Origin of the sequence: Dryocola sharpae (assembly GCF_051307055.1) — a bacterium.
Classification (GTDB): Bacteria; Pseudomonadota; Gammaproteobacteria; order Enterobacterales; family Enterobacteriaceae; genus Dryocola.
Window position 1 is genome coordinate 3,490,793 of sequence record NZ_CP149994.1, and the last position, 20,921, is coordinate 3,511,713.

Below are 20,921 nucleotides of genomic sequence, written 5' to 3' on the forward strand. Positions count from 1 at the left end.
ATAGAAGAAAAGATGCTGCCGCCTGTTTTTAACGCACCTCAGTCAATTACCCGATATGCCGGCAAAAATATGCACATTTCAAACCATGAAGTTCATCATCATCTTTGCCGCATATATTTATCACCTCTGGCGAACATTTCACCGCTCAGGAGAAAAAGCGCCCTGTCGGTTTACCAAAATAAATAATTCGCACAAATGAATGCATTTTATACGCCATTTTAACCCTTAAAAACCATTAACTAAGCCTCATACCCTCTCTGGCGGCAGAGATAGCAGCACGACCAGCCTCATTTGCCAGAATTAAAGCGTTCCTGACCGGTTGCCTGTATAAAACCCAGAAAGCTCTTTTTCATTAAAGTTACGTAAATGGCAAAAATATGTCGAAAAATTTTTCAGAGATTTTTTTTCACGCCGATATTCATATTATGCGAACGAAACGACGCATGAACACAGAGAATATCAGGTGGCACATTGAAGTGGCGCTAAATCAATAAAGATAGAGGAATAAATATGTCGCAGGTAATTAATACTAACGCCCTGAGCCTGGTTGCACAGAATAACCTGAACAAGTCCCAGAATGCGCTTGGCACGTCCATTGAACGTCTCTCTTCCGGTATGCGTATCAACAGCGCAAAAGACGATGCTGCAGGCCAGGCCATCAGCAACCGTTTCACCGCCAACATCACCGGTCTGACCCAGGCGTCCCGTAATGCGAACGACGGTATCTCCATGTCGCAGACCACCGAAGGCGCGCTGAACGAGGTGAATGATAACCTGCAGAATATTCGTCGCCTGGCCGTTCAGGCGCAGAACGGGACCAACTCCGACTCTGACCGCAAGTCCATCCAGGATGAAATCGACGCGCGTCTGGCTGAGATCAACCGTATCTCCGAGCAGACCGAGTTCAACGGCGTGAAGGTGCTGAGCAAGGACCAGACGCTGGGGATTCAGGTGGGGGCCAACGATGGCCAGACGATTAATATCAAACTGAGCGAAACCAACGCCACCACGCTGGGAATGGAAGGCTTCAATATTACTAAAGTGGCCACCAAAATTGACGCAGGGAGCACTATTGCCGATGGTGCTAAAACAAGTTCTGCACTGGATGACGCACAATTGAAAGCGGCTAAAACCACCGCCTTTGGTGCAGACGGAAAGGGCGACATCTTTAAGCTGGAGGATGGTTCTTTCGCCGCCGTCGGCACTAATGCTGCCGGTGATAAAGTCGCCGTCAAGATGACCGCAACTGTAGCAACTGATGGTGCTGCCGCCGCCTTTACCAAAGGCGCCGATCTGGATGCCGCTGTTCCTGCTGACGCAGCCGTGCTTATGCAGGTAAGCCCTATGTCATCCATTGATGATGCAATGGCCAGCGTTGATGAGATGCGCTCCGACCTGGGTGCCACCCAGAACCGTTTTGCTTCCGTTATCAGCAACCTGAACAGCACCGTCAACAACCTGTCTGAATCCCGCTCGCGTATCCTGGATGCGGACTTCGCCTCTGAAGTCTCCGAGATGAGCCGTGCGAACATCCTGCAGTCTGCCGGTATCTCCGTGCTGGCCCAGGCGAACCAGGTTCCGCAGAACGTGCTCTCCCTGCTGCGTTAATTTTTAGCTCTCCCCGCAAACCTGGCTCGCCCGAGCCGGGTTTTTTATTATCCTGTCGCATATTATTTAAACCGCGCTATTTATGTATGCTTATTCCTGGATAGAAACCGCATAATAGCGGCAGTTCTGGCTGCGGATACCTGGAACAGCTCTCTGCTTACGCGTGCCATTATTTCTCAGTTCGCGCTACCGCTTTACGGATCGTAAACCCATTACCTCAACAGCAATTATCTATCAGTGTTCTATTAACCTGCAAATAAAAGTAATAGCGGCAAAAGTGTCGCCATTTCATAAAATAGTAGCCCTTCGCATTTCACGATGAACAATAAAACAGCAGCCGAATAAAAAAAATCTTTAGCGAATTTGTTTCAGGCCGATATTTATATATATGCAGATAACGCATACATAACGATATTGGGCTCCGCATTCACACGGGGCTAAATCAATAAAGAAAGAGGAATAAATATGTCGCAGGTAATTAATACTAACGCCCTGAGCCTGGTTGCACAGAATAACCTGAACAAGTCCCAGAATGCGCTTGGCACGTCCATTGAACGTCTCTCTTCCGGTATGCGTATCAACAGCGCAAAAGACGATGCTGCAGGCCAGGCCATCAGCAACCGTTTCACCGCCAACATCACCGGTCTGACCCAGGCGTCCCGTAATGCGAACGACGGTATCTCCATGTCGCAGACCACCGAAGGCGCGCTGAACGAGGTGAATGATAACCTGCAGAATATTCGTCGCCTGACCGTTCAGGCGCAGAACGGGACCAACTCCGACTCTGACCGCAAGTCCATCCAGGATGAAATCGACGCGCGTCTGGCTGAGATCAACCGTATCTCCGAGCAGACCGAGTTCAACGGCGTGAAGGTGCTGAGCAAGGACCAGACGCTGGGGATTCAGGTGGGGGCCAACGATGGCCAGACGATTAATATCAACCTGAGCGAAACTAACGCCACCACGCTGGGAATGGAAGGTTTCAGCATCAGTAAAGGGGCCACCAAAATTGACGTGGGTGCAACCTTTAGCGATGGCGCTAAAACAAGTTCTGCACTGGATGATACAAAATTGAAAGCGGCTAAAGACACCGCCTTTGGTGCAGGCGGAAAGGGCGACATCTTTCAGCTGGAGGATGGCACTTTGGTCGCCGTAGGTACTGATGCTGCCGGTGAGAAAGTCGCCACCAAGATGACCACCACTGTAGCAAATGATGGGGATCCCGCCGTCTTTGCCAAGGGCGCCGATCTGGACGCAACTAATCCTGCCGATGCAGTCGTCCTTGCGCAGGTAAATCCTCTGAGTGTGATTGATGAAGCGATGGCTAAAGTTGATGGAATGCGTTCCGACCTGGGTGCCACCCAGAACCGTTTTGCTTCCGTTATCAGCAACCTGAACAGCACCGTCAACAACCTGTCTGAATCCCGCTCGCGTATCCTGGATGCGGACTTCGCCTCTGAAGTCTCCGAGATGAGCCGCGCGAACATCCTGCAGTCTGCCGGTATCTCCGTGCTGGCTCAGGCGAACCAGGTTCCGCAGAACGTGCTCTCCCTGCTGCGTTAATTTGTAGCTCTCCCCGCAAACCTGGCTCGTCCGAGCCGGGTTTTTTATTATCCTGCCGGCGATTATTTAAATAGCCGTATTTACGCACGTTTATCCTGTTATTAACGTCTTGTACAAAAAGCAGCGCAGCTTTTATAATAAAAACAATCAGCAGCTGGTCGGGCCAGGATTATATCACTCCTCTTTATTTTACTGGCTGGCTAATTCTGTTAATCACGCCATGAATTATGGCCAGGGCCATCAATATGTTGCATCCCTACCTTTGGGCCGTAAATAAATTTAATGCAGCGACAAATAAAGTTAATCTGAACGCCTGGCGGCAAATGGAAGCCTTCCCATATATTCAGCCCGTTATCTGCGCTGCCACTCAGCGTTTAATCGGCGCAGAGGTCCTGCTGCGTTTCAGGGACTCACAGAGTCATGATTTGGCCGCCGACACAACTATTAATAAGCAGGCGCTGGATAAGTTTACGGTTAAATTAATTGACGAAGTGCATACCCGCTTTTATCCGCTGCGCAATAAACTGCCGCAGGGATTTTTTTTCTCCTTCAATATTTGCGCCAGCCAGCTTAGCCAACCCGAGCTGAAAAAAACAGCCTGCAATTTCTCCGACGATTTTAATCTGATGCTGGAGGTCAACGAGCGCTCGATTGACGCGACAGAAGCCCCGATGCTCGACAGCATACAGGAGATGCGGAACGCAGGCATTCAGTTTGCCATAGATGATTTTGGCGCGGGCTGTGCGAGCCTGAAATACCTTGAGAAGATGGATTTTTGCCTGCTGAAGCTCAACCGCGACCTTACCCTTACTCATCAGGGCGAACTGCTCTATAAGAAGACGCTGTCGGCGCTGTCGGGCCTCGCCATTATGTTAGATATCAGACTGGGTGCCGAAGGCGTGCAAACTGGCGAGCAGGCGCGGCGCCTGGTTGAACGGGGCGTTAATCTGCTGCAGGGCAATTATTATTCCCGGCCGCTTACTGTAGAAACCTTTATCGTAAATTATGTTACCTAAGCCGGCTGAAGCGACAGCGTGCTGAATAAATAAAGCCTGCCGTTAATTCACTAACGACAGGCCTTTGTAGGGCATGCAGCAGACTTTACTCGTGGATGGTTTCCACAATTTTTTCGACCAGCTCCATCTCTTCGCTGTTCAGCAGCTTTTCGATATCAACTAAAATCAGCATACGCTCATCAATGGTGCCCAGGCCCAGCAAATATTCGGTGGAAAGCGTAACGGAAAAGTCCGGCGCCGGCCTAATCTGGCTGCTGTTCAATGAAATAACATCTGAGACGCCATCAACGATAATCCCCACTACGCGATCGGCAAAGTTCAGAATAATAATGACGGTGTTCGCATTGAATTCGGCAACCGGCAAATCAAACTTCACGCGTAAATCCACAATCGGCACTATTACACCGCGCAGGTTGGTCACGCCCAGAATAAAGTCCGGCGTATTGGCAATACGCGTCACCCGGTCATAGCCGCGGATCTCCTGAACTTTGAGGATTTCAAGGCCATACTCTTCTTCACCGAGGGTAAATACCAGATACTCCTGGCCAATATTCTTTTCGTCAAACTGTTTTTCTGATGCTGTTAAACTCATTCGCTCACCTTCACTCACTCAACACTAAGTTGTCGTTATTCATCATTCGCTTGTTTTTGCAAAGCGAGACCAGGGCGGCAACGTCCAGAATAAGCGCCACGCTGCCGTCGCCCAGGATAGTTGCCGCGGAAATACCCGGAACTTTGCGGTAGTTAAGCTCAAGGTTTTTTACTACCACCTGATGCTGGCCAATCAGCTGATCGACCAGCAGCGCATAGCGGTTACCCGCACTTTGCAGGATCACCGCAACCCCTTCGCTGGCCTGCAGGGCGTCGCTGTTGATATCAAAAATCTGGTGCAGTTCGATAAGCGGCATATATTCGCCGCGGACCTTTAACATCAGCTCGTCGCCCGCCATACGATACAGTTCGCTTTTGGTCGGTTTCAGGGACTCCATTACGGTACCGAGCGGCAGCACGTAAATTTCGTCGCCGACCTTCACCGACATGCCGTCAAGAATGGCGAGGGTCAACGGCAGAATAATGCGAATAGTGGAGCCTTTGTCCTGTTCGGATTTAATCTCTACATGCCCACCCATTTCCTGGATATTACGCCGCACCACGTCCATGCCAACGCCCCGTCCGGAAACGTCGGTCACTTTCTCGGCCGTTGAGAATCCGGCGGCAAAGATCAGCATCCAGACGTCGTCGTCGCTCATGTTATCGCTAAGCTGCAGGCCCTGTGATTTGGCGCGCGCAAGGATCTTTTCACGGTTAAGCCCTGCCCCATCGTCAATCACTTCAATAACGATGTTGCCGCCGTGGTGCTCGGCTGACAGAATCAGGTTGCCTTTCTCCGGCTTGCCTTTTTCCCGGCGAACCTCTGCCGATTCAATACCGTGATCGAGGCTGTTACGCACCAGGTGGGTCAGCGGATCGATGATCCTTTCGATCAGGCTCTTATCCAGCTCGGCCGATCCGCCCTTTAAGGTCAGCTCTACTTCTTTATCGAGCTTGCCGGCAAGATCGTGCACCAGACGCGGGAAGCGGCTGAAGACGTACTCCATCGGCATCATGCGAATCGACATGACCGACTCCTGCAGGTCACGCGCGTTGCGATCCATTTGGGCTATGCTGCTGATCAGCGTGTCGTGGATGGCCGGGTCGAGGGTGCCTGAAAGCTGCGACAGCATCGCCTGGGTGATGATCAGCTCGCCGACCTGGTTGATAATCTGATCGACCTTCTCCACCGCCACGCGAATGCTGCTTGACTCCGCGCTCTGCGTTCTGGCGGCAGGTTTAGGCCTGGACACCGCGGGTTTCGCCGGCTGCTGCACGCTGACTTCAGTCGGTTTTTCCACCACGGCAGGCGCGCCTTTTTCAGCGCTTTTGACCACGGCCGGCGGGCTTGCCTGCGACTCCTCTGCCGTAATCTCAATTTGTTCAGGTTCAATCACAAAACAGAGCACGGCGAAAATATCGTCCGGGGAGGTTGTGGTGCGCAGCCGGGCCACAACTTTATCGTCAGAAAGCTCGTGGCCTTCCAGCTCACCAAGGTTTTCCAGCTCTGCAAGCAGAAGCGGACTTTCCGCCTCTTTAAGACCGCTAAGCGTAATCTTCAGTAAGGGCTGCGCATTCTCTGCGGCGGCTGGTTCAGCCGGAGCCGCCACAGCCGGCGCCGGAGCGGCGACCGTACCGCCTTCCTTGTGGGCTTTGGCCTCAAGCGCAATCTGCCGCAAAGCATCACAGATATACCTGAAGCTTTCCTGGTCAGGCTCCTGGGATGATTTATACGCGTCAAGCTGCTCTTGCATGATGTCTTTACTCTCCAGAAACAGGTTAATGATATCGCTGTTGAGCGGAAGCTCGCCGCAGCGGGCATCATCCAGCAAATTCTCCATTAAGTGCGTGGTCTCCTGTAACACGCTAAAACCGAACGTTCCGGCTCCGCCTTTAATAGAGTGTGCCGCGCGGAAAATTGCATTCATCATCTCCTTGTCCGGGCTGGCACAATCCAGCTCTAAAAGATGCCGCTCCATATCAGCCAGTAATTCATCTGCTTCGGCAAAGAAAGTCTGATAAAAATCACTTACGTCCATCTTGCTCAACCTTCTCCTGGTTTAGTGTTGCGGGTCCCGTTTGCACAATCTCTTTTCCTTCTGGGGAGGCCATCGCCTTTAGCTGCTCTTCAAGCTGTTCTGTCTCTTGCTCAGCCGAAATTGTGCTTTGTGAAGTATATTCCTGTCTGATGTTTGCCTCTTTTTCCTGGCTGAGTACCAGGATGCTGATACGTCGGTTAGACGGATCGTTGGGCTGGGTATTTTCCAGCGCCATAATGTCTGCCGTACCCGCCACACGCATGAACTTATTGGACGCAAGGCCCGCGCTAACCAGCGTGCGGCGCGAAGCGTTAGCGCGATCTGCAGAAAGCTCCCAGTTGCTGTACCCGGTACCGCTTCCGGGATACGGCAAGGAGTCTGTATGCCCGGTGAGGCTGATATGGTTGGTTAAATCATTAAGTACCGGCGCCAGACTCTGGAGAATGCCAAGCATGTAGGGTTCCAGCTGCACGCTACCGACCCGGAACATCGGCCGGTCCTGGGTGTCGAGAATTTGAATAAGCAGACCATCATCGCTTAACGACAGGCGCAGGTTGACGGCGTAATTGCTCAAGCGGGGATCGTTCTTGATCAGGTTTTCCAGCCTATCAAGCGTACGCTTTAAACTTTTATCGTTCTTTTTACGATCGATTTTTTTCAGCGTCTCCTTAATGACCTCACCCTCTTGCTTGATGAGATTATCGCCGCCGCCGGGGATCACGCTGTCGCTCAGGCTGTCTTTATTACCCTGGCTTAGCGCGGCCTTGAGCGGCATATTGAAATATTCCGAGATCTGCTGACGCTGCTTCGGCGTAGCCGTTGCCAGCAGCCACATCACCAGAAAGAAAGCAAACATCGCCGTCATAAAATCCGCATAGGCAATTTTCCATGAGCCGCCGTGATGGCCGCCGTGCTTATTGCCTTTTCGCCTGCGAACGATGATTACTGGCTTATCATTTTTACTCATGAGGAGCTATCCGAAGCTCCACTGGCGGAGGCGGAGGCGGATTTCACCTGACGAACATGCTCCTCAAGTTCCAGGAAAGTAGGACGTTCAGTGGTGAATAAAATTTTGCGACCGAACTCAACGGCAATCTGTGGCGCGTAACCGTGGAGGCTGGAAAGAAGCGTGATCTTAATACACTGCAGCACCTTAATCTGCTCGCTGCTTTTCTGGCGCAGGAGGCTGGCCAGCGGTGAAACGAAGCCATAGGCCAGCAATATCCCGAGGAAGGTTCCTACCATCGCGTGGGCAATCAGCTCACCCATTTCAGCCGCAGGCCTGTCCGCTGAAGCCAGGGCATTTACCACGCCCATCACCGCACCAACGATACCAAACGCCGGAAGAGCATCCCCTACTTGAGTAATGCTGCTGGCCGGGCCTTCATGTTCGTGTTCACAGGTTTCAATTTCTTCATCCATCAATGCTTCCATCTCAAAAGCACTCATGTTGCCGCTGATCATCAGGCGCAGGTAATCGAGCATAAAGTTCATCAGCACGGGGTCGGCCATCAGCCGGGGATAAGCGGAAAAAATGGTGCTGTTTTGCGGATCTTCGATATCATTTTCCAGAGATATCATCCCGCTCTGGCGGCTTTTATTCAGCAACAGGTACATCGCCCCGATAAGATCCATGCACAGGGCTTTGTTATAGGACGACCCCTTCATTAGATGCGGAAAAGCCTTCAACGTCGCCTTAATGGATTTACCATTGTTACCGACGATAAATGCGCCAACGGCCGCTCCGCCAATAATGAGCAGCTCAATCGGTTGATAGAGCACCCCCAAGTGTCCGCCAGATAAGGCATATCCACCAAATACGGTCAGCATGACGACCAGATAACCAACGATGACTAACACATAAACTCCTTACTGAAATAAACTCTTCATCGTCCCTTTATGACGGGTCACCGGGCCTTCGCGCGCGGTAATCCTCATACCTTCATGGTGACGAGAGGGTCGTTATGTCCTTATGATGACCTGCAGTTATCAGACGCCTCGCGCACTTTGCGCGGCTAAGTCAAACACCTTACTTTTCTTCATCGCGCGCGATGGCGGACTGCACAGGCTACAGGTAAACGGGCCTTTAGCATGTTCCGTGGACGCCACAAACCAGCCGTGGCAAACGCAGCACTCCGTATGCTCAATCATTCCGCAATCAATAAAGCGCAGCAGGGTCCAGGCCCTTGTCAGCCCAAGCACCGGCTTCTCATCCGAAATGCCCGGACACTGTTCCAGATACAGGCGGTAGGCTTTTACCATCGCCTCAATGGGACGGCACTCTTCGGTTTTTTGCAGATAAAGAAAAATGTTATAGAACATGGAGGAGTGAATGTTCTGCTCCCATGACATAAACCAGTCTTCGGAAAAGGGCAGCATTCCCTTGGGCGGCGGACATCCGCGTAATTCCTTATACAGCCGGAGTAATCTTCTGCGGCTCAGGCTAGTTTCACTTTCCAGAACCTGCATGCGAGCGCCAAAGGAAATTAAAGCCATGGCTATATGGATCTCTTTAATTTCCTCTAAAATACTTTTTTCAGACATACGCAATCCCCCTTCAGGCCGCAGGCACGCTTTCTTCCGCCAGCGAATTCAGCAGATTGGTAGACAGGATGATGCCGGTATGCATTTGCTGTAGGGCTTCAATCCGCGAATCTTTAGTCAAATGATCGATAACGATTTCATTATCCACCCGCAGACGACAGATTAACTGATTCGTCGACGCAAGCTTTATAAGCTGGGGCAGAGATAACTCTTTTAAGGTATCGATCGTCGCCTCGGTCAGGCCAAGACGAAAACCCGCCGCGAATTTATCTTCTCTGATTAACTGCTGAGCTAATAGCAGATAGGATAAGTTGATATCATGAATACTTTGCAGTTGTTCATCGAGATGCATTGTGTTTCTACCTATTTTATCCGCCGGCAAGAAACCGGGCGCATATTAAAACAACCATTACATCGCAGAATGTAACAGAATAATAATCAAAGAGATGCCTTGACGTTATGAAAATGATCTAAATAAGTAATTAAATATTATTTATCTGACGATAAACGCGCTCGTAATCTTTTTATTGCATGACTGTGCAACTGGCTAACGCGGGTTTCCGTGATGCCCAACAATGCGCCGACCTCTTTCATATTAAGATCTTGCTGATAATAGAGATTTAATAACAACTGTTCGCGTTCTGGCAGCGCACTGATTTCATGCGATATCTGATTGATGAGTTTTTTTATCATCAGATTGTTTAATGGATTTAGTTTTTCATGTTGCGAACCGGGTTGTTCAAAGCCATCTGCTGATTCCTCCTGCAACTCTTCCAGCGAATAAAGCTGGCTGCTGTTGGTGTCTGCCAGCATCTGCTGATATTCGCGTATCGTGACGCCCATTGCTGCGGCCACCTCGGCCTCAGAGGCCGCCATGCCGGTGCTTTGCTCAATTCTTTGTATAACGGCGACAATCTCCCGGGCGTTGCGGCGCACCCGCCTTGGCACCCAATCCCTTTCGCGCAGCTCATCCAGCAATGCCCAGCGCACGCGCTGGGTAATATAATTTCCCAACGTAATGCCTTTGCCGGGATCGAAATCGTCAATTGCCACCAGCAGGCCGACCGATCCCGCCTGAATAAGATCGTCAAGGTCTACGCTTGCTGGCAAACGAGCCTGAAGACGAAGCGCTTCATGGCGTACCAGTGAACCATATTTCACCCACAGTTCATTTTTATCTACTACGCCGTTAGGGTTATAGATACCATTCATATTTCCATTATCCCACCAGTCAATTAACGAGCAGCTTGACAAACACCCCTAAAAAACCTGACAAGCTAAACATTCACTATAATAAAGTTTAATTATAGAGTTTTTCTTTTCGGTAGGTAAAGAACAGTCAACAACCAGCAGGCAATAAAAATTGCGAAGAAATTTTTAATTACCTAAAAGGGTAATAGAACTTCCGCCTCATCTGTAAAATACAGAAGGATTTTTTTAAATCCTATGACCATATTATTTCCGCTGAGGAAATTTTACTTCCGCAAAAATTTATTATTAAAAAATTCGTTAATTATTATAATAGGTGTTAATCAATAACAAGTTTTATGCAGTAAATCTCAAATAGAAAACAACATTAACGCAACATATTAAAAATCGACATCTGCTGCATAGACTGGAAAACCATCATCGATGAGTTCAGGGCAAACTCGCTCATCTTGGTTTGTGAAACCAGGGTAATCATTGAATCCGGATCGGAGCCCACGGTTTGTTGCAGACGAGACTGCAAAGTGATCTTCTGCGTCTCCGAGCTAAAGCCAAGGGACTCTATCTGCTGCAGGTTGGTGCCGACCTCAGCCTGAATTTTACCGAGGTTATCGATGCCGCGTTTAAGGGAGACGTTGACGCTGTCCAGCGTGCTTTGCAGCGCTTCACGACCGGCCTCGTCCTCAACGGGCTCTTTGAGCGCGGCGATGGCTTTATCCAGCGCGGCAAACACATCGTCCGCGCTGCCGCTCATAAACACGTCTTTGCCGGTGTGGCCTACCGCGATCTCAGTGCTGTCCGCCACCTTCTGCGTCATCGCCACATCCCCGCCCACATAGGTGCCATCTTTCTGATACGGGGCTTCGCCAGTCTTATAGCCGGAAAAGATGTAGCGGCCGTTTTGGTTTTTGCTGTTCGCCAGATCCAGCATATTGTCACGGATCCCCTGCAGCTCCGTGGCCAGAGCCTGACGGTCGGCATCCGAATAGGTGCCGTTACCGCCGGCAACGATTTTTTCCGCCAGGTTTTTCGTCAGTAAATTAGCAATGGAGTTAAGGACGGTGTCTTCCTGGCCGAGCGCATCCTGAGCGTACAGGCGTGCGGTATCAAACTGGTTAATGTTTGACAGCGCGTTCTGATAAATCACCGCCTGGGACGCCCCTGCCGGATCGTCAGAAGGTTTAAGCAAAACCTGCCCGGCAGATAAACGCATATAGATGTCATTGCCGCCGCTCATCGCTTTAGACAGGCTGTCGATGTTGCTTTGATACATATACTGAGTGCTTAGACGCATCGTGTTTTCCTTAACCTTTCTCACGTCACCCGCTAAGGGGAACGGTGCTTATCGGATACTTAAAATCGTGTCGAAGAGCGTAGTCGCCGTCTGTAAGACCTGCGCATTAGCCTGATAGTACTGAGAGAACATCGTTAAATTGATGTACTCCTCGTTAAGATCCACTCCGGAGACCGCCTGCTGCTCGTAAAGCATGGCATCAAGCGTTTTGGCGCTGGTGGCCGCATTGGCCTTGAGCGAGGTCATGGAGGAGCCGACCGAACTGACCAGGCTGGCATACGCCTCGGTAAGCGTCGATTTGCCGACTAACGTTTCATTTTTAATCGCAATCAGGTTTTTGATGTTTTCATTGTTGCTCTCATCGCTTTCATCCGGCGAGCTTGAAGCGGCGATCTTGCTGCCGTCACCGATGGCCACGTTCAGGTTGTCCGCAACGCCTGATACCGAATTGAGCATAAAGCTGTCGTTGGCCTGCGGAGTACCCTGCGGCTTGATGGAAAGACCATCAAACTGCAGCTCGCCGTCCGGACCTGTCGTGGTTTCTACCACCTCGCCGCTGCTGGTTTTCACTTCCCAGTCGCTGGCGCCCGGCCCTTTATAGGTGATGGTGTAATCCTGCGGCTTGACGTCGGAGACGCTGCTGTAGACCACGCCCAGTGTAGCGTTACCGCTGTTGTTGCGGTTAGCCAGCGCCACCGGATCGGTAATGGTGAAGATGGCCTCTCCTTTGGCGCCGTTCAGGTCGTAGCCCTGCTGGTTCACTTCGTTAAAGCGGTTCGCCATTTGCAGGGCAAGCTGGTTGAGCTGGTTGCGTGCGTCCGCCAGATCTTCATTACGGAACTTAAACAGTCCGGCAAGCTTGCCGGTGGTAATCTTTGCTTCGTCCAGCGGCAGTGAGTTGCCCGAAGCATCAATATAAGAGACGACCGTTTTAGACGGATTTTCTGGCGAGACGCTGGCTTCCAGAGCATAAGCGCGATCGCCGTTAACCAGCGGCAGCCCGTTTGCCATCGTCACATCAACCCGACCGGTAGTCGGATTCTCCGTTACGCGAATGCCGATCTGGTCATTAAGCTTACTCAGTAAGGTATCGCGTTGATCGAGCAGATCGGGCGGCAGGGTTCCCGTCTGGCCCTGAATTTTTTCGATCTCCCTGTTCAGTTTTGCAAGCTGCTCCCCGCTGGCGTTGATGTTATCAACGGTTTGCTTAATCTGGGTATTGGTCCCTTTTTCCAGGCCGTTAAGCGTTTTGCTGTTGGACTGAAACTGGTAAGAGAGCGCTTTAAACTGCGAGAATGTCTCCTGACGAGCGGCCTGGCTTACCGGATCGCTGCTCATTTTCTCCATTGCGCCAAAGGCGTTACCCAGCGAGACGGAGATATTAGAGGTGTCGTCCCCCATCATGTTATCTATCTGGCTTAACTGTTCGTAACGGCCAACCAGCGCCTGATACTCCGTAGCGGCGCCGCGAACCTGGTTATTGATAAAGCCGTTGTAAGCTCGCTCCACGCCGTTAATCTGCACGCCGTAGCCGAAGAAACCGTTACCGGTAGTTCTGCCACCCGCTTCACCAAAAATAATGCTCTGACGGCTGTAGCCGCTGGTCATTGCGTTGCTGAGGTTGTTACCCACGACGTTTAATGCCGACTGGGCAGAACTGAGTCCCGTTTGAGCCAAATTGAGAAGATTCATAAGTATCCCACGTTAAATTTCTGCGCAGAAAATCCTTAACCTAACCAAGAAAATTCCTACTGTTAATTTATATATCGGACGGTTCGCAAGAAACTGAAAGAATAATTTCAAAATAGCGAAGAAAAATCGCTTTTATATGCATTTAACGCCTGATTAACATTTCCCTTAACCTGTTGGATAATTGATATTAATTTGTTTGCATATTGTGGGTCGGTTGCATATCCGCCGCTCTGCAGGGCCCTCGCCGCATGCTCAGGCGAGGCGGCGCGCGTAACGTTCTGATAACGTGGGTTATTTGCCAGAAGCGCCGCATAGTCAGATAACGCTTCAGAATAGGAACCATATACGCGAAATGCCGCCTTCACTTTTTTCGGCACGCCATGCATATATTCCGTAGTGGTTATTTCCGTGGAATCTCCTTTCCACCCGCCGGTCGCTTTAATACCAAATAAGTTGTAACTCGGCTTACCTTCTTTGGTGAGTATTTCCTGATTGCCCCAGCCGGATTCCAGCGCGGCCTGGGCAATAATAAGCTGGTGAGGTACGCCGCTTTTCTTTGCTGCATCCATCGCCGGGGCTAACATGCGTGCAATAAAATCACCGCTTTTGCCGCCGGAGCCTGCTTCGCCCACCGTTCTTGCTTTTTCCTGTCTGGCGATATCCTCGGCGCTTAGCCGCTGTGGTATACGTTTAAACGAGGCGCTATTCAGGGAAAGCGGCGTGTACGCCGTTGACGTCGTGCCTGTGGCGCTCTGCACCTCGCCGCCCATCTGTTTTACCAGCACTTCAGCCAGTCCCAGATTGCCTTGTTCAGCAATGTTCTGGGATAGTTGCTGATCGTACATAGAGGTAAACATCTCTGACTGCTGCGAATTGAATAACCCGTCCTTAAAAGAGGCATCGCGCATGCTTTTAAGCATCATCTGTACGAACAGGCCTTCCATCTGCTTAGCCGCGGCCTTCAGCCCCTGCCCGGGATCCTCTTTTGCGGTACGTTTCAACGCTTCCAGGTTGCGAATATCAAAAGCCGCTCCCCGGATCAGAGCAGAGCCGTTCATCAGTTAGTCTCCAGTTTTGCGCGCAGGCAGCCGGCGCTTTTCATCGACTGCAAAATGGACATCAAATCATTCGGCGTCGCCCCGAGGCTGTTAAGCGCCCGCACCACGCGATTCAAATCGGCGCTGGTGTTCACACGCTGCAGGGCGCCGTTTTGTTCACGCAATGAAATCTGCGTATCGGTTGTCGCAACGGTTTGCCCGCCTGCAAGCGGCGTATCCGGCTGGCTGACCTGGGTATTACGCGCGACTTCTACGGTTAAATCTCCCTGCGCAATGGCGCAGGCATCCAGCGTGACATGCCGGTTCATTACCACCGAGCCCGTCCGGGAGTTGATTATCACGCGGGCTTCCATGGCGCCTGGTCGAATCGACAGGTTTTGCACTTCAGCCAGGAAACGTACTTTCGCCGCGCTGTTCGACGGGGCAACAAGCCTTATCACTCGTGAATCTTCAGCTATCGCCGTGCCGCTGCCTAAGCGGAGGTTTATCTCATCGCTTATCTGCTGGGCCAGCCCGAAATCACCGTCGTTGAGCTGCAGATACAGCGCGTTCTGACCGGCGAAATTGACCGGTACTTCTCGCTCTACGGTTGCGCCGCCGCTGATGCGCGCGCCGTTTAGCTGGTTAACCTGCACGCTGCTGCTGCCGCTTTGCGCGCCGGCTCCGGACATCAGCAGGTTGCCCTGCGCCAGGGCGTAAATCTGGTTATCCACCCCTTTCAACGGCGTCATCAGCAGCGTTCCGCCGCGCAGGCTTTTCGCATTGCCCATTGAAGAGACCACCACGTCAATTTTCTCCCCGGCGCGGGAAAAAGGTGGAAGCTCGGCCGTGACCATTACCGCAGCCACATTTTTAAGCTGCATATTGGTGCCTGGCGGAACGGTGATGCCCAGCTGGGAAAGCATGTTATTCAGACTTTGAGTGGTAAAAGGGGTCTGCATTGTCTGATCCCCCGTGCCGTCCAGCCCCACCACCAGGCCATAGCCCATTAGCGAGTTGCTGCGTACGCCCTGAATCGAGGTGAGATCCCGGATGCGCTCGGCGTGCGCCGATGGCAAAGGGGAAATAAGCAGCCCAACGCAGAACAGGCTAAGGCAAAAAGTGACGAGGGAAGTTTTCATATCGGCTGACTAAAAGGGTGAGAGATTAAGGAACAGACGCTGTAACCAGCCCATCTGTTGCGCTTCATTAATGTAACCATTACCAACGTATTCAATGCGGGCGTCGGATACCTGAGTCGATACCACCGTATTGCTGCCGCTGATAGTGCGCGGGTTGACGATGCCGGAGAAACGGATAAATTCCGTCCCCTGGTTTATCGCGATTTGTTTTTCGCCCACTACGCTGAGGTTGCCGTTTTCAAGCACCTGCTTCACCGTAACGGTAATCGTACCGCTAAAGGTATTCCGCGCGGCCGCGCCGCCTTTACCGGTAAAATCGTTGCTCCCGCTGATAGCAGTATTAGCTCTGTTGCCGCCAAACAGGCCGCTGAGCGCCCCTGGCATCGCGTCAAAAGCCAGTCCCGTCGAGCCGTCGCGGGAAGCGTTGGCGGACGAGCTTTTGCTGGCGCTGACGTTTTCCTGCAGCAGGATGGTCAGCGTATCGCCGATGTTTCTTGGCCGTCGGTCTTCAAAGAGCGGCTGGTAGCCGTAATTCATCGCCTGTCCGCTTTGAAAGACCGAGCCGTTGACGGCGGCGGGGGCTACCGGGGCCGGGTTGGCCGTTGTCTGCCCTTCCACTAAAGGTGTATGCGGAATATAGGCGCAGCCAGAAAGGGACAAAGCGCAGGCCAGCGGGAGCAGAAGGCGTTTGCAGCGGCCACGCCCTGAACTTAACGGCGTCCCGGTCATATCGGAAAAGGGATGATTTTTCATTTTATTCACTGCAGTCAGGACTCGCAGATCGCCGCCCGTGGGCTTAAGCCCGGGCGGCGTTCAGCGGTGCTGTTAAAGTTGCATCAGGCGCTGCAACATCTGATCGGATGTCGAAACGGCTTTACTGTTGATTTCATAGGCGCGCTGCGTCTGGATCATATTGACCAGCTCCTCAGCGACGTTCACGTTGGAGGTTTCGACGTAGCCCTGGGTGAGGGAACCGGCCCCGTTCAGGCCCGGCGTGGATTCATTTGGCGCGCCCGAGGACTGGGTTTCGCGATAAAGGTTCTCACCAACGCTTTCAAGGCCGGAGTCGTTAATAAAGGTGGCTAAGGTTAGCTGTCCCACCTGCTGCGGGGCGGTTTGTCCAACGATAGTCACGCTAACGATCCCGTCTTTTCCTACCGTCAGGGTATTCGCATCCTGGGGGATGGTGATAGCCGGCTGGATGGGATAACCGTTGGCCGTCACCAGTTGGCCATTCTGATCGAACTGGAATGAACCATCGCGCGTGTAGGCCGTGGAGCCATCGGGTAGCTGCACCTGGAAAAAGCCATTGCCGTCGATCGCCACATCTTTACTGTTATTGGTCTGCGTCAGGCTGCCCTGGCTGTGAATGCGCTCGGTTGCCACCGGACGCACGCCGGTACCCAATTGCAGGCCCGATGGAATGGTTGTCTGTTCGGAAGACTGCGCGCCGGGCTGGCGCAGCGTCTGATACAGCAGATCTTCAAATACGGCACGCTGGCGTTTAAAGCCGTTGGTGCTCACGTTTGCCAGGTTGTTTGAAATCACATCCATATTGGTTTGTTGTGCTTCAAGACCTGTTTTAGCAATCCATAAAGAACGGATCATCAGAAATATCTCCTTATCAGCATTAGCCTATGCTCAGTAGCTGATTGGCGTTCTTCGCGTTGTCATCAACGGTGCTGATGACCTTCATTTGCATGTCGAAACTGCGCGCCGTGGCAATCATGTCGACCATCGCCTTCACCGGGCTAACGTTGCTGCTTTCAATGGCGCCTGGCACTACCTTCATATCCAGATCTGCCGGCAGGGGCTGCCCTGGATTAGCAGCGGAATGGAACAGGCCGTCGTCGCCGTTTTGCAGCGTCTGGATCGGCGCGTTGACCAGTTTGATGCGCCCGACCTGGGCCAGCGCCGTAGGCTCGTCACCCGCGCCAAGCGCGGTAATGGTGCCGTCCGGAGCGAGGGTGATTTGTGATTGTGGCGGCACGGTTATCGGGCCGCCGTCGCCGAGCAGCGGAAAGCCGCGCACGCGAAGCTGCCCCTCGCTATCCACCTCGATGTTGCCATCGCGCGTATAGGCCTCGGAGCCGTCTGCAAGCTGTACCGCAAGCCAGCCATCCTGCGGCAGGGCAACGTCCAGGTCGCGTCCTGTCTGATTCACGCTCCCCATGGTGTTGTCGTGGTAAGGGGTGGATTCGGTCACCAGGGTTCGCGTCTGGACGGAAGGCCCGTCAACCGGCACCGCACGATAAGCCATCAGCTGGGCGCGGAATCCCGGCGTAGAAGCATTTGCCAGATTGTTCGAGGTGACCGCCTGGCGATTAAGGGCAGCGTTTGCCGCCCCCAAAGCGGTGTAAATGGCACGATCCATATCAGCCCGCTTACGACATGTTCGAGAGAATCTGAAGAAGCTCAGACTGCGTTTTGATGGTCTGCGAGTTGGACTGGTAGTTGCGCTGGTAGACGATCATATTGACCATCTCCTTGCTCAGATCCACGTTCGACGCTTCAAGTCGGTTACCGTACAGCGTGCCCAAATTGCCCGTACCGGAAATACCCGATACCGGTTGACCTGAGGCAGGCGTTTCAGACCAGCAGTTGTTGCCTTCCGAAGAGAGGCCGCCCGGGTTGGTAAAGTTGCTTAGCACCACCTGGCCCAGAATCTGTTTCTGGCCGTTGCTGTAAGAGGCGATAATTTCGCCGCTGTCGCCCACCACATAGCCGTTCATTAAGCCTGGCGGATAACCGCTCGTATTCGGGCTTTCCATTGCGGTGTCGGCTGCCTGCTGGGTCATCCCCGCCATATTAAGGTCAAAATTGAGCTCGCTGCCGCCGTTATAGGAAGCGCCCTGCACGTTGAGCTTTGCCGGATTGGTCGTCAGCTGGCCGGAAGCATCGAACGAGATGTTCAGCTCCTGATAAACAGGTTTGCCATCGTTATCGAGTTTCGGTGAAGTGGTATCGCTGGAATAGGCCTTCCACTCGTTATCGCCCGTTTTTACGAAGTAGACGTTAACGGTGTGCTTATTGCCGAGGCTATCGTAAGCGTCAACCTGGGTAACCGAGCTGTAGCTTTTTGAATCAGCAGGATCGAAGGGCGTGGCCGCCGTATCGATGACCTGCGTACCGGAATCCAGATTGCCTTTCATCGTGCCGCTATCCGATGCGCGCGCCTGCATTTGACCTGAAGGGATCTGGATTGGCCCGATGGCGGCGCCCGGCTGAATAGCCGGCGGCGTGCCCGTCGCCTGATAACCGGTTAAATACATTCCCTGGTTATTGACGATAAAACCATTTTCATCGCTTTCGAACTGGCCATTACGGCTGTAAAAAACGCTGCCGGCTTCGTTAACCAGGCGGAAGAAACCGTTACCGCCAATCCCCATGTCGAGGCTACTGTTGCCCTGGCCGAGCACGCCATCGCTGAAGTTCTGATTCACGCCGGAAACCTGCACGCCCATCCCAATCTGGGAGCCGGCAAAGACATCGGCAAAGGCAATGGAGCCCGATTTAAAACCTACCGTCTGGGAGTTGGCAATATTGTTGCCGACGACATCCAGCGCCTGCGATGCGGAGCTTAATCCGCTCAGTCCTTGTGAAAAACCCATGTTGTTATTCCTGCAAGCTAAAAATTAAAAACAAATTTATTCAACGAGATAAACATCGCCCAGCATGGCCGTACCCGCTAAGCCCAGCTGCAGCAGCGCGCCGCTGGTAGTAAAGGCCACGCTTTCCACCTTCGATTTTTTCAGGGAAACGATCTCTGGCGTGCTGCCGTCTGCATTCGAGGCGGAGTAGGAAACTTTGAAGCTCCCACCCTCTACGGTGCGCGGATCGGCCGGCTGGAAGTTGGTTAGATCGTCGAGGGTGAACTGATGCACGCCCGCTTTCACATCCTTCATTTCGGCGGTATAGGCGTTGCCCTGAGCGTCGGTCAGGATGACGTTGACGGTATCTGCGTCACTATTAATCGAGAACCCGCCTCCCTGATTGCCGCCCTCGGCGTTCGAGATGGTCGTTTCACCTTCGGTTAACACACTGCGGCCAATCCACTGGCTGGCATCCATCTGCTGCATGCCTGACACCAGCAGCCCCATCGAATTCAGGCTGGCGTTGAGCTGCTGCACGCCTGAGGCGGTCTGGAACTGCGTGAGCTGCGAGGTGAGCTGGTTGTTGTCCATCGGGTTGGTGGGATCCTGATTTTGCATTTGCGCCACGAGGAGGGTCATGAAGTTATTCATGAGGTCCTCAACGTTGTCTCCCAGGCTATTGTTACTTTTTGGGGCGCTGGCGCTGCTGTTTTGCGGCATTACAGCTGAAACGGCCATATCAACTTTCCTTATCGATCTATTGACCCAGGGTCAGGGTTTTTAACATCAGTGCTTTCGCGCTGTTCATCACTTCCACATTGGCCTGATAGCTGCGGGAGGCTGAGATGGTGTTCACCATTTCACTGACCACATCAACGTTAGGCATACGCACATAACCTTTATCATCCGCCAGCGGATTTCCCGGTTCGTAGACCATGCGATCCGGCGCGCTGCTTTCCACCACCTCGCTCACTTTAACGCCGCCAATCTGCTGCCCGGCGGAGGCGTTAACCTGAAACACCACCTGGCGGGCGCGGTAAGGATTGCCGTCAGGGCCGACGGCGCTGTCGGCATTGGCCATATTGCTGGCGCTGACGTTGAGTCTTTTTGACTGGGCGGCCATCGCCGAGCCTGAAATATCTAAAATATTGAATAACGACATAGCGATAATTAACCCTGAGTGATGACGCTCATCATGCTTTTAATTTGTCCACTAAGCATCGTCAGGCTGGATTGATATTTAACGCTATTATCAACAAAACTGACGCGCTCGCGGTCCATATCGACCGTATTGCCATCGGCGCTCGGCTGGTCCGGCACGCGATATAATAATTGGCTGCTATGCATGGCTGGCGCGGTGGCTGGAATATGTTTTTGCGTCGTCAAATTTAAAGCCAGCGGCGCGCGTGCCTGCTGCTCATTCCCCATCGCTTTTTTGAGCTGCTGTGAAAAATCAATATCTCTGGCTAAATATCCGGGCGTATCAGCATTAGCAATATTGGATGCTAAAATATCTTGCCGCTGGTTAAGCAAACGTAATGCCTGCTGCTGAAAACGCAGCGAATTATCGAGTTTGTCAAGCATGATGTTGCCGAC

Annotated in this window: 21 protein-coding genes; 3 read left to right on the plus strand and 18 right to left on the minus strand. The window is 52.4% G+C overall.

What is annotated here, in order from left to right; genetic code table 11:
* The first annotated feature begins 510 nt into the window (after positions 1-510).
* The 3 genes from WLO31_RS16595 (at position 511) to WLO31_RS16605 (ending at position 4,187) form a co-directional block, all read left to right on the plus strand.
* Positions 511-1,608, plus strand: a complete 1,098-nt coding sequence (locus WLO31_RS16595; protein ID WP_435927729.1) for a FliC/FljB family flagellin — start codon at positions 511-513, stop codon at positions 1,606-1,608.
* A gap of 465 nt (positions 1,609-2,073) precedes the next feature.
* Positions 2,074-3,171 carry a FliC/FljB family flagellin gene (locus WLO31_RS16600; protein ID WP_435927730.1) on the plus strand — a complete coding sequence of 366 codons (1,098 nt, stop codon included), beginning with the start codon at positions 2,074-2,076 and terminating at the stop codon, positions 3,169-3,171.
* A gap of 323 nt (positions 3,172-3,494) precedes the next feature.
* Positions 3,495-4,187 (plus strand): EAL domain-containing protein, encoded by a 693-nt coding sequence (locus WLO31_RS16605; protein WP_435927731.1) that lies wholly within the window; start codon positions 3,495-3,497, stop codon positions 4,185-4,187.
* Between the two features lie 85 nt (positions 4,188-4,272).
* On the opposite strand, the gene cheW is transcribed toward WLO31_RS16605, so the two are convergent.
* From cheW to flgB, 18 genes are all read right to left on the minus strand, one after another.
* On the minus strand, positions 4,273-4,779 hold the full coding sequence (cheW, locus tag WLO31_RS16610; RefSeq protein WP_435927732.1) for a chemotaxis protein CheW: 507 nt from the start codon (positions 4,777-4,779) through the stop codon (positions 4,273-4,275).
* Positions 4,780-4,789: 10 nt separating this feature from the next.
* Positions 4,790-6,817 carry a chemotaxis protein CheA gene (gene cheA, locus WLO31_RS16615; RefSeq protein WP_435927733.1) on the minus strand — a complete coding sequence of 676 codons (2,028 nt, stop codon included), beginning with the start codon at positions 6,815-6,817 and terminating at the stop codon, positions 4,790-4,792.
* Positions 6,804-7,784, minus strand: a complete 981-nt coding sequence (gene motB / locus WLO31_RS16620) for a flagellar motor protein MotB (protein WP_435927734.1) — start codon at positions 7,782-7,784, stop codon at positions 6,804-6,806. The genes cheA and motB overlap by 14 nt, the downstream gene beginning before the upstream one ends.
* Positions 7,781-8,677 (minus strand): flagellar motor stator protein MotA, encoded by an 897-nt coding sequence (gene motA, locus WLO31_RS16625; protein WP_435927735.1) that lies wholly within the window; start codon positions 8,675-8,677, stop codon positions 7,781-7,783. The genes motB and motA overlap by 4 nt, the downstream gene beginning before the upstream one ends.
* A gap of 129 nt (positions 8,678-8,806) precedes the next feature.
* Positions 8,807-9,361, minus strand: a complete 555-nt coding sequence (flhC, locus tag WLO31_RS16630; protein WP_435927736.1) for a flagellar transcriptional regulator FlhC — start codon at positions 9,359-9,361, stop codon at positions 8,807-8,809.
* A gap of 13 nt (positions 9,362-9,374) precedes the next feature.
* Positions 9,375-9,713 (minus strand): flagellar transcriptional regulator FlhD, encoded by a 339-nt coding sequence (gene flhD, locus WLO31_RS16635; RefSeq protein ID WP_435927737.1) that lies wholly within the window; start codon positions 9,711-9,713, stop codon positions 9,375-9,377.
* Between the two features lie 137 nt (positions 9,714-9,850).
* Positions 9,851-10,573: an RNA polymerase sigma factor FliA gene (locus WLO31_RS16640; RefSeq protein WP_435927738.1), complete on the minus strand. Its 723-nt coding sequence runs from the start codon at positions 10,571-10,573 to the stop codon at positions 9,851-9,853.
* 364 nt (positions 10,574-10,937) lie between these two features.
* The gene (gene flgL / locus WLO31_RS16645; RefSeq protein WP_435927739.1) at positions 10,938-11,861 is read right to left on the minus strand and encodes a flagellar hook-associated protein FlgL; all 924 of its coding nucleotides are present in this window, start codon (positions 11,859-11,861) and stop codon (positions 10,938-10,940) included.
* A 48-nt stretch (positions 11,862-11,909) separates the two neighbouring features.
* Positions 11,910-13,553, minus strand: a complete 1,644-nt coding sequence (gene flgK, locus WLO31_RS16650; protein WP_435927740.1) for a flagellar hook-associated protein FlgK — start codon at positions 13,551-13,553, stop codon at positions 11,910-11,912.
* 107 nt (positions 13,554-13,660) lie between these two features.
* Entirely contained in the window at positions 13,661-14,611 is a 951-nt protein-coding gene (gene flgJ, locus WLO31_RS16655) for a flagellar assembly peptidoglycan hydrolase FlgJ (RefSeq protein ID WP_435927741.1), read from the minus strand.
* Positions 14,611-15,732 carry a flagellar basal body P-ring protein FlgI gene (locus WLO31_RS16660; RefSeq protein WP_435927742.1) on the minus strand — a complete coding sequence of 374 codons (1,122 nt, stop codon included), beginning with the start codon at positions 15,730-15,732 and terminating at the stop codon, positions 14,611-14,613. The genes flgJ and WLO31_RS16660 overlap by 1 nt, the downstream gene beginning before the upstream one ends.
* A 9-nt stretch (positions 15,733-15,741) precedes the next feature.
* Positions 15,742-16,461, minus strand: coding sequence for a flagellar basal body L-ring protein FlgH (locus WLO31_RS16665; protein WP_435930646.1), 720 nt, complete (start codon positions 16,459-16,461; stop codon positions 15,742-15,744).
* A gap of 96 nt (positions 16,462-16,557) precedes the next feature.
* Complete coding sequence (gene flgG / locus WLO31_RS16670) at positions 16,558-17,340, minus strand: flagellar basal-body rod protein FlgG (RefSeq protein WP_435927743.1); 783 nt, start codon at positions 17,338-17,340, stop codon at positions 16,558-16,560.
* 22 nt (positions 17,341-17,362) lie between these two features.
* Complete coding sequence (locus WLO31_RS16675) at positions 17,363-18,106, minus strand: flagellar basal body rod protein FlgF (RefSeq protein ID WP_435927744.1); 744 nt, start codon at positions 18,104-18,106, stop codon at positions 17,363-17,365.
* Positions 18,107-18,116: 10 nt separating this feature from the next.
* Complete coding sequence (flgE, locus tag WLO31_RS16680) at positions 18,117-19,343, minus strand: flagellar hook protein FlgE (RefSeq protein WP_435927745.1); 1,227 nt, start codon at positions 19,341-19,343, stop codon at positions 18,117-18,119.
* A gap of 36 nt (positions 19,344-19,379) precedes the next feature.
* Complete coding sequence (locus WLO31_RS16685) at positions 19,380-20,063, minus strand: flagellar hook assembly protein FlgD (RefSeq protein ID WP_435927746.1); 684 nt, start codon at positions 20,061-20,063, stop codon at positions 19,380-19,382.
* 19 nt (positions 20,064-20,082) lie between these two features.
* Positions 20,083-20,487 (minus strand): flagellar basal body rod protein FlgC, encoded by a 405-nt coding sequence (gene flgC / locus WLO31_RS16690; protein WP_435927747.1) that lies wholly within the window; start codon positions 20,485-20,487, stop codon positions 20,083-20,085.
* Positions 20,488-20,495: 8 nt separating this feature from the next.
* Positions 20,496-20,909 carry a flagellar basal body rod protein FlgB gene (gene flgB, locus WLO31_RS16695; protein WP_435927748.1) on the minus strand — a complete coding sequence of 138 codons (414 nt, stop codon included), beginning with the start codon at positions 20,907-20,909 and terminating at the stop codon, positions 20,496-20,498.
* Between the last annotated feature and the right edge of the window lie 12 nt (positions 20,910-20,921).

Excerpts from the sequence above, each read along its gene's own strand:
- WLO31_RS16600 (WP_435927730.1), top strand. The coding sequence starts at position 2,074 with ATGTCGCAGGTAATTAATACTAACGCCCTGAGCCTGGTTGCACAGAAT.
- cheW (WP_435927732.1), bottom strand. The coding sequence starts at position 4,779 with ATGAGTTTAACAGCATCAGAAAAACAGTTTGACGAAAAGAATATTGGC.
- flgC (WP_435927747.1), bottom strand. The coding sequence starts at position 20,487 with ATGTCGTTATTCAATATTTTAGATATTTCAGGCTCGGCGATGGCCGCC.
- flgG (WP_435927743.1), bottom strand. The coding sequence starts at position 17,340 with ATGATCCGTTCTTTATGGATTGCTAAAACAGGTCTTGAAGCACAACAA.
- flgJ (WP_435927741.1), bottom strand. The coding sequence starts at position 14,611 with ATGAACGGCTCTGCTCTGATCCGGGGAGCGGCTTTTGATATTCGCAAC.
- cheA (WP_435927733.1), bottom strand. The coding sequence starts at position 6,817 with ATGGACGTAAGTGATTTTTATCAGACTTTCTTTGCCGAAGCAGATGAA.
- WLO31_RS16640 (WP_435927738.1), bottom strand. The coding sequence starts at position 10,573 with ATGAATGGTATCTATAACCCTAACGGCGTAGTAGATAAAAATGAACTG.
- flgL (WP_435927739.1), bottom strand. The coding sequence starts at position 11,861 with ATGCGTCTAAGCACTCAGTATATGTATCAAAGCAACATCGACAGCCTG.
- WLO31_RS16685 (WP_435927746.1), bottom strand. The coding sequence starts at position 20,063 with ATGGCCGTTTCAGCTGTAATGCCGCAAAACAGCAGCGCCAGCGCCCCA.
- flgE (WP_435927745.1), bottom strand. The coding sequence starts at position 19,343 with ATGGGTTTTTCACAAGGACTGAGCGGATTAAGCTCCGCATCGCAGGCG.
- WLO31_RS16675 (WP_435927744.1), bottom strand. The coding sequence starts at position 18,106 with ATGGATCGTGCCATTTACACCGCTTTGGGGGCGGCAAACGCTGCCCTT.
- motB (WP_435927734.1), bottom strand. The coding sequence starts at position 7,784 with ATGAGTAAAAATGATAAGCCAGTAATCATCGTTCGCAGGCGAAAAGGC.
- flgK (WP_435927740.1), bottom strand. The coding sequence starts at position 13,553 with ATGAATCTTCTCAATTTGGCTCAAACGGGACTCAGTTCTGCCCAGTCG.
- flhC (WP_435927736.1), bottom strand. The coding sequence starts at position 9,361 with ATGTCTGAAAAAAGTATTTTAGAGGAAATTAAAGAGATCCATATAGCC.
- WLO31_RS16605 (WP_435927731.1), top strand. The coding sequence starts at position 3,495 with ATGGAAGCCTTCCCATATATTCAGCCCGTTATCTGCGCTGCCACTCAG.
- WLO31_RS16665 (WP_435930646.1), bottom strand. The coding sequence starts at position 16,461 with ATGACCGGGACGCCGTTAAGTTCAGGGCGTGGCCGCTGCAAACGCCTT.
- flgB (WP_435927748.1), bottom strand. The coding sequence starts at position 20,909 with ATGCTTGACAAACTCGATAATTCGCTGCGTTTTCAGCAGCAGGCATTA.
- WLO31_RS16660 (WP_435927742.1), bottom strand. The coding sequence starts at position 15,732 with ATGAAAACTTCCCTCGTCACTTTTTGCCTTAGCCTGTTCTGCGTTGGG.
- WLO31_RS16595 (WP_435927729.1), top strand. The coding sequence starts at position 511 with ATGTCGCAGGTAATTAATACTAACGCCCTGAGCCTGGTTGCACAGAAT.
- flhD (WP_435927737.1), bottom strand. The coding sequence starts at position 9,713 with ATGCATCTCGATGAACAACTGCAAAGTATTCATGATATCAACTTATCC.